At 65.0% G+C, this 16,580-nt stretch carries 16 protein-coding genes; 6 read left to right on the top strand and 10 right to left on the bottom strand.

All coding sequences use genetic code 11. The features are described from left to right. The first annotated feature begins 228 nt into the window (after positions 1-228). The 5 genes from AC0L2F_RS31290 to AC0L2F_RS31270 all read left to right on the top strand — a co-directional run bounded on the left by AC0L2F_RS31290 (position 229) and on the right by AC0L2F_RS31270 (position 5,336). Positions 229-789 carry a F0F1 ATP synthase subunit delta gene (locus AC0L2F_RS31290; protein WP_007604340.1) on the top strand — a complete coding sequence of 187 codons (561 nt, stop codon included), beginning with the start codon at positions 229-231 and terminating at the stop codon, positions 787-789. Next, positions 789-2,318 (top strand): F0F1 ATP synthase subunit alpha, encoded by a 1,530-nt coding sequence (gene atpA, locus AC0L2F_RS31285; protein ID WP_007604342.1) that lies wholly within the window; start codon positions 789-791, stop codon positions 2,316-2,318. Before AC0L2F_RS31290 ends, atpA begins: the two co-directional genes overlap by 1 nt. Positions 2,319-2,471: 153 nt before the next feature. Next, positions 2,472-3,347: a F0F1 ATP synthase subunit gamma gene (locus tag AC0L2F_RS31280; protein WP_473251018.1), complete on the top strand. Its 876-nt coding sequence runs from the start codon at positions 2,472-2,474 to the stop codon at positions 3,345-3,347. Positions 3,348-3,399: 52 nt separating this feature from the next. Next, positions 3,400-4,842, top strand: coding sequence for a F0F1 ATP synthase subunit beta (gene atpD / locus AC0L2F_RS31275; protein ID WP_473251017.1), 1,443 nt, complete (start codon positions 3,400-3,402; stop codon positions 4,840-4,842). An 86-nt stretch (positions 4,843-4,928) separates the two neighbouring features. Further along, positions 4,929-5,336, top strand: coding sequence for a F0F1 ATP synthase subunit epsilon (locus tag AC0L2F_RS31270; protein ID WP_007604349.1), 408 nt, complete (start codon positions 4,929-4,931; stop codon positions 5,334-5,336). Positions 5,337-5,528: 192 nt separating this feature from the next. On the opposite strand, the gene AC0L2F_RS31265 is transcribed toward AC0L2F_RS31270, so the two are convergent. From AC0L2F_RS31265 to proB, 10 genes are all read right to left on the bottom strand, one after another. After that, positions 5,529-6,029 (bottom strand): RNA pyrophosphohydrolase, encoded by a 501-nt coding sequence (locus tag AC0L2F_RS31265; protein WP_473251016.1) that lies wholly within the window; start codon positions 6,027-6,029, stop codon positions 5,529-5,531. A 163-nt stretch (positions 6,030-6,192) separates the two neighbouring features. Continuing rightward, complete coding sequence (locus AC0L2F_RS31260) at positions 6,193-6,696, bottom strand: RNA pyrophosphohydrolase (RefSeq protein WP_007604352.1); 504 nt, start codon at positions 6,694-6,696, stop codon at positions 6,193-6,195. Positions 6,697-6,771: 75 nt separating this feature from the next. Then, positions 6,772-8,004: a divergent polysaccharide deacetylase family protein gene (locus AC0L2F_RS31255; protein ID WP_473251015.1), complete on the bottom strand. Its 1,233-nt coding sequence runs from the start codon at positions 8,002-8,004 to the stop codon at positions 6,772-6,774. A 143-nt stretch (positions 8,005-8,147) separates the two neighbouring features. Next, a complete protein-coding gene (locus tag AC0L2F_RS31250; protein WP_007604359.1) occupies positions 8,148-9,503 on the bottom strand; it encodes a S41 family peptidase in 1,356 nt (451 codons plus the stop codon). Next, positions 9,500-10,861 (bottom strand): murein hydrolase activator EnvC family protein, encoded by a 1,362-nt coding sequence (locus AC0L2F_RS31245; protein ID WP_473251014.1) that lies wholly within the window; start codon positions 10,859-10,861, stop codon positions 9,500-9,502. The genes AC0L2F_RS31250 and AC0L2F_RS31245 overlap by 4 nt, the downstream gene beginning before the upstream one ends. A 33-nt stretch (positions 10,862-10,894) precedes the next feature. Continuing rightward, entirely contained in the window at positions 10,895-11,377 is a 483-nt protein-coding gene (rlmH, locus tag AC0L2F_RS31240) for a 23S rRNA (pseudouridine(1915)-N(3))-methyltransferase RlmH (protein ID WP_007598905.1), read from the bottom strand. A 96-nt stretch (positions 11,378-11,473) separates the two neighbouring features. Continuing rightward, the gene (gene rsfS / locus AC0L2F_RS31235) at positions 11,474-11,830 is read right to left on the bottom strand and encodes a ribosome silencing factor (RefSeq protein WP_007604366.1); all 357 of its coding nucleotides are present in this window, start codon (positions 11,828-11,830) and stop codon (positions 11,474-11,476) included. Between the two features lie 238 nt (positions 11,831-12,068). Then, positions 12,069-12,713 (bottom strand): nicotinate-nucleotide adenylyltransferase, encoded by a 645-nt coding sequence (locus AC0L2F_RS31230; protein WP_473251013.1) that lies wholly within the window; start codon positions 12,711-12,713, stop codon positions 12,069-12,071. Between the two features lie 20 nt (positions 12,714-12,733). After that, positions 12,734-14,029: a glutamate-5-semialdehyde dehydrogenase gene (locus AC0L2F_RS31225; RefSeq protein ID WP_473251012.1), complete on the bottom strand. Its 1,296-nt coding sequence runs from the start codon at positions 14,027-14,029 to the stop codon at positions 12,734-12,736. Positions 14,030-14,175: 146 nt separating this feature from the next. Further along, a complete protein-coding gene (gene proB / locus AC0L2F_RS31220; protein ID WP_473251011.1) occupies positions 14,176-15,297 on the bottom strand; it encodes a glutamate 5-kinase in 1,122 nt (373 codons plus the stop codon). A gap of 167 nt (positions 15,298-15,464) precedes the next feature. Here proB and AC0L2F_RS31215 point away from each other — a divergent pair, with 167 nt between their 5' ends. Beyond that, complete coding sequence (locus AC0L2F_RS31215) at positions 15,465-16,430, top strand: Bug family tripartite tricarboxylate transporter substrate binding protein (protein ID WP_007604374.1); 966 nt, start codon at positions 15,465-15,467, stop codon at positions 16,428-16,430. Positions 16,431-16,580: the final 150 nt, after the last annotated feature.

Below are 16,580 nucleotides of genomic sequence, written 5' to 3'. Positions count from 1 at the left end.
GTCGCGGACTGCGACGAACTGGCGACAGAACGTCATGCCTTTAATTTGGCGTCATGTTGCACGTGCGCGCCTGCTATGTTAGCAAAGCCGCGATTTTAACGAGCCCGGCACTTCCGTGCGGGGTCGAAAATCGAAGTCCCGCTTGAATTCCAAGGGCTTGGATCGCTAGGCGCCGCTTCGTGGCGACGGTTTTTCCCTTGCGAGTTTGACAGCAAAAAGAGCACGTCTGTGGCTGCAGAAGATACGTCCGTTTCCGGTGTGTCGGGCCGTTATGCAACGGCCTTGTTTGAACTGGCCCGCGACCAGAAAGTGGTCGACGAGGTCAAAGCCGATCTCGAAAAATTCGAGGGCATGCTGAACGAAAGCGCCGATCTGAAGCGCCTCGTCCGCAGCCCTGTGTTCGCGGCCGACGCCCAGTCCAGAGCCCTCTCGGCCGTTTTGGACAAAGCGGGCATCGCCGGCATCTCGGCCAATTTCCTGAAAGTGCTGACCGCCAACCGCCGCCTGTTCGCGGTGGCTGACGTCATCCGCGCCTATCGCGCCCTGGTCGCCAGGTTCAAGGGCGAGGCGACGGCCGACGTCACCGTGGCGGAGGCGCTCTCGGACAAGAATCTCGACGCCCTCAAGGTTGCCCTGAAGTCGGTGACCGGCAAGGACGTCGCGCTCAACGTGAAGGTCGATCCCTCGATCATCGGTGGCCTCGTGGTCAAGCTTGGCAGCCGGATGATCGATAGCTCGCTTCGCACCAAACTCAATTCGATCAAGCACGCGATGAAAGAGGCAGGCTGATGGACATCCGCGCCGCGGAAATTTCCGCGATCCTCAAGGACCAGATCAAGAATTTCGGCCAGGAAGCTGAAGTCTCCGAAGTCGGACAGGTCCTGTCCGTCGGCGACGGTATCGCCCGCGTTTACGGTCTGGATAACGTCCAGGCCGGTGAAATGGTGGAGTTCGAGAACGGCACCCGCGGCATGGCGCTGAACCTCGAAACCGACAACGTCGGTATCGTCATTTTCGGCGCCGACCGCGAGATCAAGGAAGGTCAGACCGTCAAGCGCACCCGCGCCATCGTGGACGCGCCGGTCGGCAAGGGTCTGCTCGGCCGCGTCGTCGACGCGCTCGGCAACCCGATCGACGGCAAGGGCCCGATCCAGGCCGACAAGCGCATGCGCGTTGACGTCAAGGCGCCCGGCATCATTCCGCGCAAGTCCGTGAACGAGCCGATGGCGACCGGCCTCAAGGCGATCGACGCCCTGATCCCGATCGGCCGCGGCCAGCGCGAGCTGATCATCGGCGACCGTCAGACCGGCAAGACCGCGATCGCGCTCGACACCATCCTCAACCAGAAGCCGCTCAACGCGCAGCCGGACGAGAACATCAAGCTGTATTGCGTCTACGTCGCGATCGGCCAGAAGCGCTCGACCGTTGCCCAGTTCGTCAAGGTGCTGGAAGAGCAGGGCGCGCTCGAATATTCGATCATCGTCGCCGCCACCGCGTCCGATCCGGCGCCGATGCAGTACATCGCGCCGTTCACCGGCTGCACCATGGGCGAGTACTTCCGCGACAACGGCATGCACGCCGTCATCATCTATGACGATTTGTCCAAGCAGGCCGTCGCCTACCGCCAGATGTCGCTGCTGCTGCGCCGTCCGCCGGGCCGCGAAGCCTATCCGGGCGACGTGTTTTATCTGCATTCCCGCCTGCTCGAGCGCGCGGCGAAGCTGAACAAGGATCAGGGCTCGGGCTCGCTGACGGCGCTGCCGGTCATCGAAACCCAGGCCAACGACGTGTCGGCCTACATTCCGACCAACGTCATCTCGATCACCGACGGCCAGATCTTCCTCGAAACCGACCTGTTCTTCCAGGGCATCCGCCCCGCGGTGAACGTCGGTCTGTCGGTGTCGCGCGTCGGCTCCTCGGCGCAGACCAAGGCCACCAAGAAAGTCGCCGGCAAGATCAAGGGCGAGCTCGCGCAGTACCGCGAAATGGCGGCGTTCGCGCAGTTCGGCTCCGACCTCGACGCCTCGACCCAGCGCCTGCTCAACCGCGGCTCGCGTCTCACCGAGCTCCTGAAGCAGCCGCAGTTCGCGCCGCTGAAGATGGAAGAGCAGGTCTGCGTGATCTGGGCCGGCACCAACGGCTATCTCGATCCGCTTCCGGTCAACAAGGTGCGCGCGTTCGAAGACGGTCTGTTGTCGCTGCTGCGCGGCAAGAACGTCGAGATCCTCAACGCGATCCGCGACAGCCGCGACCTCTCCGACGACACCGCCGCCAAGCTGAAGTCGGTGGTCGAAGGTTTCGCCAAGAGCTTCGCGTAAGAGAACGGTCGCAAGGCCGGGCTTCTTGTCCCGGCCTTCCGTGCCTCACTGCATGGAAACGAAGACGTGGATGCCCGGGACACGCCCGGGCATGACGACTGGGATAGGCTAGCGGCTTGATCCAAGGGATCGAACCGCCGGGGTGAACGAAGAATGGCGTCACTTAAAGACATGCGCGTCCGCATCGCCTCCACCAAGGCGACGCAGAAGATCACCAAGGCCATGCAGATGGTCGCGGCGTCCAGGTTGCGCCGCGCCCAGCAAGCGGCCGAGGCGGCGCGGCCCTATGCCGACAAGATGAGCGCGGTGATCTCCAACATCGCGAGCGCTGCCGCCGGTTCGCCCGGCGCGCCGGTGCTGCTGGCCGGCACCGGCAAGGATCAGGTTCACCTGCTGCTGGTCTGCACCGGCGAGCGCGGCCTGTCCGGCGCGTTCAACTCCTCGATCGTGCGCCTCGCGCGCGAGCGCGCCCAGGCGCTGATGGCGCAAGGCAAGGAAGTCAAATTTTTCTGCGTGGGACGCAAGGGCTACGAGCAGCTCCGCCGCCTGTACGACAAGCAGATCGTCGAGCACCTCGACCTGCGCGGCGTTCGTCAGCTCGGCTTCCTCAACGCCGAGGACATCGCAAAGAAGGTTCTGGCCCGCTTCGACAACGGCGAATTCGACGTCTGCACGCTGTTCTACGCCCAGTTCAAGTCCGTGATTGTCCAGGTTCCGACCGCGCAGCAGATCATTCCGCTGACCGTGGAAGAAAAGGCGGCGAACGCGCCGTCGACGTCCTACGACTACGAGCCGGAGGAAGACGAACTCCTCTCCGGCCTGTTGCCGCGGAATATCGCGGTGCAGATCTTCCGCGCGCTGCTGGAAAACAACGCCTCGTTCTACGGCGCCCAGATGAGCTCGATGGACAACGCCACCCGCAACGCCGGCGAAATGATCCGCAAGCAAACCCAGATCTACAACCGAACCCGTCAAGCCCAGATCACCAAGGAGCTGATCGAGATCATCTCCGGCGCCGAGGCGGTCTGACGCACGAACCAAACGACGGTCGTTCAAGTAAAGAATTTCGAAGGAGAGCTTCATGGCTACAGCAGCTACCCAGGTCGGTCGTGTCACCCAGGTCATGGGCGCCGTCGTCGACGTTCAGTTCGAAGGCCATCTGCCGGCCATTCTGAATTCGTTGGAAACCAGGAACGGCAACATCCGCCTCGTGCTGGAAGTTGCGCAGCATCTCGGTGAGGCCACCGTGCGCACGATCGCGATGGACGTGACCGAAGGTCTGGTCCGCGGCCAGGAAGTGACCGACACCGGTCAGCCGATCTCGGTGCCGGTGGGTGCGGGCACGCTCGGGCGCATCATGAACGTGATCGGCGAGCCGATCGACGAAGCCGGCCCGATCCAGTCGGAAGGCATGCGCGCCATCCATCAGGAAGCGCCGAGCTACACCGACCAGTCGACCGAAGCTGAAATTCTCGTCACCGGCATCAAGGTCGTCGACTTGCTCGCGCCCTACGCCAAGGGCGGCAAGATCGGCCTGTTCGGCGGCGCCGGCGTCGGCAAGACCGTGCTGATTCAGGAGCTGATCAACAACGTCGCGAAGGCGCACGGTGGTTATTCCGTGTTCGCCGGCGTCGGCGAGCGTACCCGCGAGGGCAACGACCTCTATCACGAGTTCATCGAGTCCAAGGTCAACGCGGATCCGCACAATCCGGATCCGAGCGTCAAGTCGAAGTGCGCGCTGGTGTTCGGCCAGATGAACGAGCCGCCCGGCGCCCGCGCCCGCGTCGGCCTCACCGGTCTGACCGTTGCCGAGCACTTCCGTGACCAGGGCCAGGACGTGCTGTTCTTCGTCGACAACATCTTCCGCTTCACCCAGGCCGGTTCTGAAGTGTCGGCGCTGCTCGGTCGTATTCCGAGCGCCGTGGGTTACCAGCCGACGCTCGCCACCGACATGGGCGCGCTGCAGGAGCGCATCACCACCACGCAAAAGGGTTCGATCACCTCGGTGCAGGCCATTTACGTTCCGGCCGACGACTTGACCGACCCGGCGCCCGCGACCTCGTTCGCGCATTTGGACGCCACCACGGTGCTGAACCGCGCGATCTCGGAAAAGGGCATCTATCCGGCGGTGGACCCGCTCGACTCGACCTCGCGCATGCTCTCGCCGCTCGTCGTCGGCCAGGAGCATTACGACACCGCGCGTCAGGTCCAGCAGGTGCTGCAGCGCTACAAGTCGCTGCAGGACATCATCGCCATTCTCGGCATGGACGAGCTTTCGGAAGAGGACAAGCTGACGGTGGCCCGCGCCCGCAAGATCGAGCGCTTCCTGTCGCAGCCGTTCCACGTCGCCGAAATCTTCACCGGCTCGCCCGGCAAGTTCGTCGACCTCGCGGACACCATCAAGGGCTTCCGCGGCCTCTGCGAAGGCAAGTATGACCACCTGCCGGAAGCCGCCTTCTACATGGTCGGCACCATCGAAGAGGCGATCGAGAAGGGCAAGAAGCTGGCGGCCGAGGCGGCCTAAGCTGCGAAGGACGAGCAGGGAGTAGCGAATAGTCGCGCTGCTCCCGCTCCATTCGCAATTCGCTACTCACTATTCGCAGGTTTCCAATGGCCACCTTCCACTTCGATCTCGTCTCGCCGGAAAAGCTCGCCTTCTCGGGCGAGGTCGACCAGGTCGATATCCCCGGCGTCGAAGGTGACTTCGGCGTGCTGGCGGGACATGCGCCGGTCGTGGCCGCGATTCGGCCCGGCATTCTCACCGTGACCACCGGCGGCAAGCACGAGAAGATCATCGTGCTCGGCGGTATCGCCGAAGTGTCCGACAAGGGCCTCACCGTGCTGGCCGACGTCGCGACCTCGCTGGCCGAGCTCGACCGCGCCCAGTTCGCCGCGACCGTCTCGGAGATGGAAGAGGGATTGAAGGAGCATGAGGGCGACGAGTTCGATCAAGCCATCGCCCGGCTCGACCACTTCAAGAGCATCCAGCACGAGCTCAACACCACGGCTATGCACTAAGCCCCGGTGCACCGCGCCGGGGCTCAGGCTGCAAATTTCAGAATAAGTTCAGCGCTCGTCACGGAAGTGGCGGGCGCTGAAACTTTGTTGCACCGCGCCGGCCTCTCCCGCAAACGGGAGAGGCCGAGCGAGCCCGCGGCTGGTTGTGCGGTCACCCCTGCCCGTCCTAAGCGGTGAAAGGCCTCTGCGTTCTTAGTTTGCGAACGGCGCAAATTGCTGCGCCACCGCGCTGTAGACGTCGCGGCGGAACGGCACCACGACATCGGGGACACGGTCGAGCCGCTCCCAGCGCCAGGCGTCGAACTCGGCGGGCTGCCCGTTGCGCGGCGTCAGCGGATCGATCTCGTCATCCTTGCCGGTGAAGCGCAGCGCGAACCATTTTTGGCGCTGGCCGCGGAATTTCGCCAGCCGATGCGTCTGCGGTCCGTCGTAAGGTGGGAACTGGTAGGTCAGCCAGTCGGTCTCGCCGAGATAGGTTGCGCTCTTGACGCTGGTCTCTTCCCAGAGCTCGCGCAGCGCGGCATCGCGCAAATCCTCGCCCTCGTCGACGCCGCCCTGCGGCATCTGCCAGTCCAGGCCCGGCAAGATGATCTCGGGTCCGTCGCCCTTGAAGCGATGCCCGATCAGCACGCGGCCATCCGCATTGAACAGCGCGATTCCGACATTGGGACGGTAGGGTTTTTCGGTGCTCACGCGTGGATCTCTCGTCGTCATTTCAGGCTGTGCATTAGAGCGTTTTCGAGCGAAGTGGATACCGGTTCGCGTCAAGAAAACGCGTCAAACTAAAACTAGAGCCCCGTTCCGATTCCATCGGAACGGAACTGGCTCTAGCATCAACCTGGAAAGGCGACTTGAACTAATCCTGCGCCAGCGCGGAAAATTCCTTCACCACGCGCTCGTAGACCGGGCGCTTGAACGGAATGATCAGCCCGGTCAGATTCTTCATCGGCTCCCAGCGCCAGCTCACGAACTCGGCCTTGTGGCCGCCGCCGGGCTTTTCGACATTGATCTCGCTGTCCTTGCCGGTGAAGCGGACCGCGAACCATTTCTGGCGCTGGCCGCGGTAGCGGCCCTTCCAGGCGCGCCCGGCGACCGTGCGCGGAATGTCGTAAGTGAGCCAGTCCGGAACCTCGCCGAGCCGCTCGACCGAACGCACGCTGGTCTCCTCATAGAGCTCGCGCTTGGCGGCCTCCCAATTGTCCTCGCCGGGATCGACGCCGCCCTGCGGCATCTGCCAGACATGGGTGTCGTCGACATGCTCGATACCGCCGGCACGCCGGCCGATGAACACCAGTCCGTCCTTGTTGAGCAACATCACGCCGACGCAGGTCCGGTAGGGCAGATCCTCGTAACGCGCCATTCCGCCAGACCTCTCGCATGCCGTCGGTAAGGCTGAAGCAGGCCCCGCGGGCCTGTGCCATACCAATCCGTTGATTTAGCTGGATTTTGATTTCAGCATCGCGGTTGTCAATGGCACCAAAAGGATACCTCGGTCGCCCAATGTCTTGGTCCAGGCGCCGATGCGTTCGATCGAGACGGGGAGGGCGGAGGCGGTGCCCACGGCCACGCCGCGCTCGCGCGCCGCCGCTTCGAGCTTGGTCAGGGCGCGGTCGATCTCGGCCGGGGTCGGCACCGCGTCGATCGCGATATCGCCCTTGCCGAACGGCATCGCCAGGCTGCCGGCAGCCTGGGGCGCGATGCTGCGGGGCGATGAGCCGTCGTCGAAGAAGCCGAGGCCGCGCTTGGCCGCCTCGCGGATGATCGGCTGCATCGCCGGCTCCGTTGCGATGAAGCGGGCGCCCATGAAATTGGTGAGGCCGGCATAGCCCTGCATCCGGCTCAGATGCCAGTACAGGCGGTCCATGTTCTGGTCGGCACTCAGCGAGGTCAGCAGCGTCTGCGGTCCCGGATCGTTGTCGGGGAAGTCATAGGGCTCCATCGGGATCTGGAGGAAGATCTCGTGGCGCTGGGCGCGGGCGCGCTCGGCGAGTTTTCCTGGATCGGACCCATAGGGCGTGAAGGCCAGCGTCACCGCCGGCGGTAGCCGCATGATGGCATCGGTGGTCTTGGCGGCGCCGACGCCGAGGCCGCCGATCAGGATCGCGACCACCGGCATCTTGGCGGCCTTGGCGCGGTCGGCATCCGCCGCATAAACGTTGAACGGCTTCAGATCCCCGGACATCGCCGGGATCATGCCATAGCGCGATTTCTCGAGGAGTTTTGAGTCGATCCCGGCCATCACGGGCGGCGGTGCGGAAGCCGAGGCCGCCTCGCTTTTGCCGGCGGCATCGCCGCCGATCACCACGTCGTGGCGGGTGCCGGTGGACCCGTCGATCATGGTGACGGTCTTCTGCTCGCCCGCCTGCTTCGGTGCGTCCCTGGTCTCTTGCTTGCTTTCCTGCTTGCTGTCCTGGCCATGGCCGGAAGCGGCCGGCTTGTCGACGCCGGCCTTGTCTGCGGCACTGGGCTCGCGGATCGCGAGCCGCGTCATCGGCTCGCCGCCGAGCGGATCCTTGTTGAAGATGGCGAAGCCGGCAAATGTGATCAGGAACAGGCCAAGCAGGACCGCGAGCAGCTGCATGACGGTGAACGGCAGCCGCAGCCGGCGCTTCCGGCGCGGCTTGTCCCGTCCGAGCGGGGCGCTCAGATCATCGGCCGTTTCAGTCATGCGCGATCCCGAATCACTCGAGATGACGATACCACGCCGAGGTCAAGCGGCGGCAGGCCGGGATAGGCCGGGGATAGCAGGAGTTCCAAGCAAAAAGGGCGGCTCCGGGAGCCGCCCTTTCGTCAGATCGCGATGCGCCGACTTTAGTTTGCCGCTTTGGGCTTGTCGGTCGTGGCCTTGTCGCCGCCCGGGGTGGGCGCCGCCGAGGCGCTGTTCTTGATGCCGTGGAGCAAATCGTCGGCGAGCTTGAGCGCCTTGTCGTCCTTGGCGTCCGGCGGAACGTAGGACTGCGAGCCGGTCTTCTCGTCGCCGTCGTTCTTGAGATGGCCGCGCAGCGATGCTTCGCCCTTGGTGTCGGTGCGCGACTTCAGCTCGTCCGGCACGTCCTGCAGCACTTCGATGTCGGGCACGATGCCCTTGGCCTGGATCGACTTGCCCGACGGTGTGTAATAGCGCGCCGTGGTCAGACGCAGCGCGCCGTTGCCCGAGCCGAGCGGAATGATGGTCTGCACCGAGCCCTTGCCGAACGAGCGCGTGCCGACGATGGTCGCACGCTTGTGGTCCTGCAGCGCGCCGGCGACGATCTCCGATGCCGAAGCCGAGCCGCCATTGACCAGCACGATGACCGGCTTGCCCTTGGTGAGGTCGCCCGAATGCGCGGTACGGCGCTGGGTCTCCTCGGCATTGCGGCCGCGGGTCGAGACGATCTCGCCCTTCTCCAGGAACGAGTCGGAGACGGTGACCGCTTCCTCGAGCAGCCCGCCCGGGTTGTTGCGGAGGTCGATGACGTAGCCCTTCAGCTTGTCGCCGATCTGATTCGAGAGGTTGGCGACCTCGCGCTTCAGACCTTCGGTGGTCTGCTCGTTGAAGGTGGTGATGCGGATATAGGCGATGTCGTCGGCCTCGATGCGGGCGCGTACCGAACGGACGCGGATGTTGTCGCGCACCAGCGTGACGTCGATCGGATTGTCCTGGCCCTTGCGGATGATCTTGAGCTTGATCTTGGTGTTGACCGGGCCGCGCATCTTCTCGACCGCCTGGTTCAGGGTCAGGCCCTGCACCGCTTCGTCGTCGAGATTGGTGATGATGTCGTTGGCCATGACGCCGGCGCGCGAGGCCGGGGTGTCGTCGATCGGCGAGACCACCTTGATCAGGCCGTCTTCCATCGTGACTTCGATGCCGAGGCCGCCGAACTCACCGCGGGTCTGCACCTGCATGTCGCGGAAGCTCTTGGCGTCCATGTAGCTCGAATGCGGATCGAGACCGGTGAGCATGCCGCTGATCGCGGATTCGATCAGCTTGGTGTCGTCGGGCTTCTCGACATAGTCCGAGCGCACGCGCTCGAAGACGTCGCCGAACAAATTGAGTTGGCGATAGGTGTCCGCGGTGGCGGCTCGCGCGCTGGAGCCCATGAAGATCGCGCGCGGTTGCGTCACGAACAGCGTCAGCGCCGCACCGGTGGCCGCGCTGAGGAGGATAACTGAAGTCTTGCGCATCATCCGCGAACCTTCTCGCCTTCATTTGCGGCCCACCATGGGCCTGGATCGATTGGAGTGCCGTCTTTGCGGAACTCGACATAGAGCACAGGTTGACTCGCGTTCGTGGCGAGAATGGAGGCGACTTGAGAAGTCGACCCCATGGTCGCGACAGGCTCCCCCGTGAGCACAAACTGACCGATGTTGACCGAAATGCGCTCCATCCCGGCGATCAGCACATGATACCCGCCCCCGGCATTGAGGATCAAGAGTTGTCCATAGCTGCGGAAGGGGCCGGCATAGACAACCCAGCCATCACACGGCGTCGTGACCTGGGAGCCGGGCCTGGTCGCCAGCGAAATGCCCTTCTGGACCCCGCCGAGCCCGTCGGAACCGCCGAATTCCCTGATCTTGTTACCGTTAACCGGAAGAGGCAGGAGGCCCTTGGCCGCGGCGAAGGCCATCGCAGGGGTGGTTCGGGAACGATCCTTGAAAGCGCCGGGGCCGGTCTTGGCGCTGGCGGCCGCGTTTGCAGCCGCCTTGGCCTCGGCCTGCCTGGCGGCCTCAGCCGCCTTCTCGGCCGCCTTGGCGGCGCTTTGCAGATCCTGCTCCATCTTGGCGATCAGCCCCTGGAGATCGCCGACCTGTCGTGAGAGCGCGACGGCGCGCGCGTTCTCGGCGTCGAGATCCTTTTCACGCGACGCCTGCTGGCGCTGCCGCTCGTCGACCAGAGCCGCGAGCCGGGTCTGGTCGTTGCGCACCTTGTCGCGGTCGGAGGCGAGCTGGTCGCGCTCGGTCGCGATGGTCTTGCGCAAGGCCACGAGCTCGCCGAGCTCGCCCGCGATTTTCTCGGCGCGGCCGCGCAATTCCGGCACCACGGCACCGAGCAGCATCGCCGTGCGCAGCGATTGCAGCGCATCTTCGGGCCGTACCAGAAGTGCCGGCGGCGTCCGCCTTCCGGCGCGCTGCAAGGCCGCCAGCACCTCGACGATATCGGCGCGGCGTAAGTCGAGCGAGCTGCGCATCGCCTGCTCGCGGCCGTTCAGCGATCGCAACCGCGCTTCGGCCTCGTCGATCTTGATCTCGACGGTGCGCACATTGGCGGCGGTGTCGATCAACTGCTGATTGAGCTGAGTGCGGTCCTGGCCGAGCGAGGTGATCTCGGCCTTGAGCTTGGCCTGCGCTTCCTCCGCGCTCTTCTTGCTGGCGCGCGCGGCTTCGAGCTCCTGCTCGCGCTGCTTGATCGCATCGGGCGCGACGGCCGCAGTCTGCGGTGCGGGCGTCTGAGCTTGCGCGAGGCTTGCGCCCAAGATACTTGCGCCCAAGATACTTGCGCCGGCAACGCCGGCGATCAGCAGCAGGTTGAGGACAGGCGCTCGCATCGCTTTATGCAAAGGTGCTCGTTGTGGCGCGGGTCACGCGCGGTGATAGGGGTGGCCGGCCAGAATGGTGGCGGCCCGATAAAGCTGTTCCAGAAGCATGACGCGGACCATTTGGTGCGGCCAGGTCGCAGAGCCGAACGCGATCGCGAGCTTGGCCTTACGGCGCAATTCGGGCGAAAGTCCGTCCGCCCCTCCGATCATGAAGATAGTATGACCGGCACCCTCGTCGCGCCAGCGCCCGAGATGCCGTGCGAATACGGTCGAATCCAGATTCTGGCCGCGCTCGTCCAGCGCCACCAGCACCGATTTTTCGGGAATATGGGCGGAGATCGCCGCGGCCTCCTCGGCCATCCGCGTCGCCGTATCGCGCGCGCGGCTTTCGGGCAATTCGTGGATGGCGAGCTCGCGGAATCCGAGCTTCCGGCCGGCCTCGTCGAACCGCTCGAAATAGCGGTCGGCAAGCTCCCGTTCGGGGCCCTGCTTCAGCCGGCCCACCGCAATGACGGCTATGCGCATGACATGTTCAGGGTCGCGTTTTCTGGACCGCGCGCGATATGCGCGCGCACGACGCTAGCATGCGCGTCAGCCGATTCGAAATCGGCCAGCAGCCTCTCAGATCGCCTTGGCCGCCCCTGGGCCCTGCGTGTACAATCTCTCGAGACTGTAGAACTCGCGGACCTCGGGTCTGAACACGTGCACGATCACATCGCCGGAATCGATCAGCACCCAGTCGCAATTGGGCAAGCCCTCGACGTGGATGTTCTTGATGCCGTTTTCCTTGAGGCCTTTGGCGACGTTCTCCGCGATCGCGCCGACGTGCCGGTTGGCCCGGCCAGTGGTGACGATCATGTAGTCGGAGTAGGCCGATTTGCCGCGAAGGTCGATGGTAACCGTCTCTTCCGCCTTCATGTCGTCGAGGCGGGAGAGGATCAGGCTCAGCGTCTTGTCGGCGTCGGGTTGCGCCTTCAAGGCCGCAGCTTTGGTCGATGTTTTACGCGTCGGCTTGGCAACCTTGGGTAAAACAGACTTCGGTGAAGCCGTCTTGGGTGAGGCTGTCTTGGACAATACAGATGTGGTCAGGGACCATTCCTTTCACTGTATCGCGAACGCCGAATCCGGCGCCCACTGGTTACACTACATCATGTGGGGTTAAGGGTTTCAATATGCCAGAGAGCCCGAAGGCCGCATGGCGTTCGCACAATCTGACTCACTTCGTACCTTTCCAGCTTCCGTCCGGGTTCCGTAAGCCGGTCGACGAGAGATTCAGCTTCATTCCGGTCAGGAACACCCAGGCTGGCGCGGCCCGGTCCGCAAGCAAGGCGGCCTCGTTCTCCGGCAAGCGATAGCGCCTGAGCGCCTGGGCGGCGGGAGAGGCGAGGGCGCGAAAACTCTGCGGCGGGCGATCGATGACCGCGATCGGCACCTGATCGGCGATGCGCCGCCAGTGCTGCCAACGATGGAATTGAGCGAGGTTGTCGGCGCCCATGATCCAGACAAAGCGCAAGCCCGAGAGGCGGCGGCGCAAGGTGTTGATCGTGTCGATGGTATAGCGCGTGCGAATGACGGATTCGAGACAGCTCACCTCGATCCTGGGATCGTCCGCAATGTCGCGCGCTGCCTGCATGCGCGCGCCGAGCTCGTGCAGCGCGCCGTTTTCCTTCAGCGGATTGCCTGGCGTCACCAGCCACCACACGCGATCGAGCTGGAGACGTTTCAGCGCGAACTGGCTGATCGCGCGATGGGCCTGGTGCGGCGGGTTGAACGAGCCGCCGAGCAGGCCGATGCGCATGCCCGAGGTATGGGTCGGTATGGCCTGCGCGAAGAAACGTGGCGCGACGAAATTGTTGCTCAATGCCCCGCGCCCTGCGTCGTCTACGGCCGCGTCTGCCCGGTGCCGTGAACGCGATATTTGAAGCTCGTTAGCTGCTCGGCGCCAACCGGGCCGCGGGCATGGAATCTGCCGGTGGCGATGCCGATCTCCGCGCCGAAGCCGAACTCGCCGCCGTCGGCGAACTGTGTCGAGGCGTTGTGCAGCACGATCGCGGAATCGACCTCGCTCAGGAATTTCTTCGCAGCGGTCTCATCGGCGCTCACGATCGCATCGGTATGGTGCGAGCCGTGGTTCTGGATATGCGCTATCGCGCCGTCGACGCCGTCCACCACCTTCGCCGCGATGATCGCATCGAGATATTCGGTGTCCCAATCGTCCGCGCTCGCGGGTTTGACGCGCGCATCGGTCTTTTGCACGGCGTCGTCGCCGCGCACTTCGCAGCCGGCCTCGATCAGCATCTCGATCAGCGGCTTCAGGTTTTTACCGGCAGCCGCGCGATCGACCAGCAGCGTCTCGGCGGCGCCGCAGACGCCGGTGCGGCGCATCTTGGCGTTGAGCACGATCGACTTCGCCATGGCGAGGTCGGCGCTGCCGTCGACGTAAACGTGGTTGACGCCTTCGAGATGCGCGAACACCGGCACGCGCGCTTCCTGCTCGACGCGCGCGACGAGGCTCTTGCCCCCGCGCGGTACGATCACGTCGACGGCGCCGTTCAATCCCGACAGCATCATGCCCACCGCCGCGCGGTCGCGCGTCGGCACCAGCGTGATTGCAGCCTCGGGGAGGCCCGCTTCGCGCAGGCCCTGCACCAGGCAGTCATGGATCGCGCGGCAGGAGCGGAAACTATCGGAGCCGCCGCGCAGGATCACGGCATTGCCCGACTTCAGGCACAGCACGCCGGCATCCGCCGCAACGTTCGGCCGGCTCTCGAAGATCACGCCGACGACGCCGAGCGGCACGCGCACGCGCTCGATGGTCATGCCGTTCGGCCGTTGCCAGCTCTCGGTGACGATGCCGACTGGATCGGCAATGCCGCGCACGATACCGATGCCCTCGGCCATGCCCTCAACCCGCGCCGGCGTCAGCGTCAGGCGGTCGATGAAGGACGAGGTGGCGTTGCCGGAGGCGCGGGCCTCGGTGACGTCCTCGGCATTGGCGGCGAGGATCGCGGCTGCATTGTTGCGGATCGCCCGCTCCATGGCCTCGAGCGCCCGGTTCTTTTGCTCCGGCGGCGCCAGCGCCAGCACGCGCGCGGCAGCGCGGGCACGGGTACCGAGATCGGTCATCAGCGCCTGAAGATCGGCATTGCCGTCGACGGCTTTGAGGGGGGCGGCCATGGGGAGTTCAACCTTCTGCTAAGGCAGTGTCCTAGCACGGAAATCCCGCTTTTGCGAAGGGCCGGTAGGGTATGGCAGGTCTCCCCGGCCGCACCGGGCTAGGTCTTTGGCTTACCAACATCCTCGGAAAAGGACCGCTGCTGCCCCTACCCGCCCACCACCAGATCATCGCGGTGGATCATCTCGGCGCGGCCGCTGATGCCGAGGATGGCCATGACATCGGGGGAGGAGCGGCCCTTGATCCGCTCGGCGTCGTCGGCGTCGTAGGCGATCAGGCCGCGGCCGACCTCGCTGGTGTCGGGGCCGCGCACGATCACGGCATCGCCGCGGGCGAACTGGCCCTCGACCTTGATCACGCCGGCCGGCAGCAGGCTGGCGCCGGCACGCAGCGCCGCGACCGCGCCGGCGTCGATTGTCAGCGTGCCCTTCGGCTCCAGCGAGCCCGCGATCCAGCGCTTTCGCGACGTGATGGGATTGGCCGGCGTCAGGAACCAGGTGCAGCGGCCACCATCGGCGATCGCCTGTAACGGATGCTCGATCTTGCCCGAGGCGATCAGCATATGCGTGCCGCCGGTGGTCGCGATTTTTGCGGCTTCGACCTTGGTGCGCATGCCGCCGCGCGACAACTCGGACTCGGCGTCGCCTGCGACAGCCTCGATCTCCGAGGAGATGCTGTCGACGATCGGAATGAGCCTGGCGTTCGGGTTGTTCTTCGGCGGGGCGTCGTAGAGCCCGTCGATGTCCGACAGCAGCACCAGCAGGTCGGCGCTCGCCATGGTGGCGACGCGCGCGGCGAGGCGGTCATTGTCGCCGTAGCGGATCTCGTTGGTGGCGACCGTGTCGTTCTCGTTGATCACGGGGATCGCGCGCCACTCCAGCAGCTTGCCGATGGTGGAGCGCGCGTTGAGATAGCGGCGGCGCTCCTCGGTGTCCTGCAGCGTCACCAGGATCTGGCCGGCGCCGATGCCGTGGGCGCCAAGCACCTCCGACCATATCCGCGCCAGCGCGATCTGACCGACGGCGGCCGCCGCCTGGCTCTCCTCCAGCTTCAGCGGGCCGCGCGGCAATTTCAGGCGGCTGCGGCCTAGCGCGATCGAGCCGGAGGAGACGACGAGAACGTCACGCCCCTCCCGATGCAGCTTGGCCATGTCGTCGGCGAGCGCGGCAAGCCAGGACGCCCGTACCTCGCCCTTGTCGGAATCGACCAGCAGCGCGGAGCCGACCTTGACGACGATGCGGCGGAATTGACTGAGTTCGGGGCTGGCCATGTGTGTATGTGGTGTGTGTACGTGCTGGAGAGCGGCGCCGGTAAGGCCTGCTTTTGCAGCAGGACGATGGCTGGCGCAAGGCGGCAGGCCCCGTAAACGGCGCTTGTCCGGAGCGCCCATCTGGCTCTAACTGTCGCCAACCATAATGGGCTCAAAGGGGGAAACCAATGGATCGCCGCAACTTCATCGCCGGATGCCTCGGGTTGCCGCTGTTGGCGCAGGTGGGCGGGTCGCAAGCTCAGACCGGGCTGACGAAAATGATCTTCCCGTTCGCGGCGGGAGCGGGCGGCGACACCCTGTGCCGGCTGATCGCGCAGGAGATGGCACCGGCGCTGCAGCGGACCATCGTGGTCGAAAACCGCACCGGCGGCGACGGCCTGATCGGCATCAAGGCGGTGAAAGGGGCCAGCCCCGACGGCAGCATGGTGCTGGTGACGACCGGGCCCACGATGTACCTGCTGCCGATGGTGGAGACGACCCCGAACTTCGATACCGCAAAGGATTTCGTCCCGGTATCGCTGCTGGCGCGGTTCGAGTTCGCCGTCGTGATCAGTCCGACGATCGATGCCGCGGATTTCAAGGGATTTGTCGCCTGGCTGAAGGCGCATCCGGACAAGGCGTCGTTCGGCGTGCCGAGCAACGGCACCATCCCGCATTTCATGGGCTCCAAGCTCGAGAAGGACCTCGGCATTCCCATGACGCGCGTGCCCTATCGCGGCAGCGCGCCCATCATCAACGACATCATCGGCGGCCATGTCTCGTTCGGCATCGTCACATTGGCGGACGCGCTGCCGCAGCATCGTGCCAAGGGCGTGAAGATCATTGCGGTCGCGAGCGCCGAACGTTCACCCTTTGCCTTGGAGGTACCGACCTTGAAGGAGAGCGGCATCGATCTCGTCGCGGACGCCTGGTACGGCATGTGGCTTCCCGCCGGCAGCTCGCCGGAATTAGCGAGCAAGCTCGGCGCGGCAGCAAGCGCCGCGCTCGCCAAGCCCGAGGTGAAGGAAAAGCTCACCGCGATCGGGCTGATCCCGGTCGGCAGCAGTGCGGAAGGTCTGACCAAGGAGCTCGCCGCGAACACCGCCTTTTGGCAGCCGGTCGTCAAGGCGACGGGATACAAGATCGAGAATTGAGGTTTTCTCCCTCTCCCCGTTCTTACGGGGAGAGGGTTGGGGTGAGGGGCTCTCACCACAATCACAGTGGCAGACGGACTCGCGGAGAGTCCCCCTCACCCGGAATCCGCGCTTTCAGCGCGCATTCCGGCCTCTCCCCGCAAGCGGGGA

The organism is Bradyrhizobium sp. Ken64 (assembly GCF_055807555.1).
This window is presented reverse-complemented; position numbering and strand designations above follow the sequence as displayed.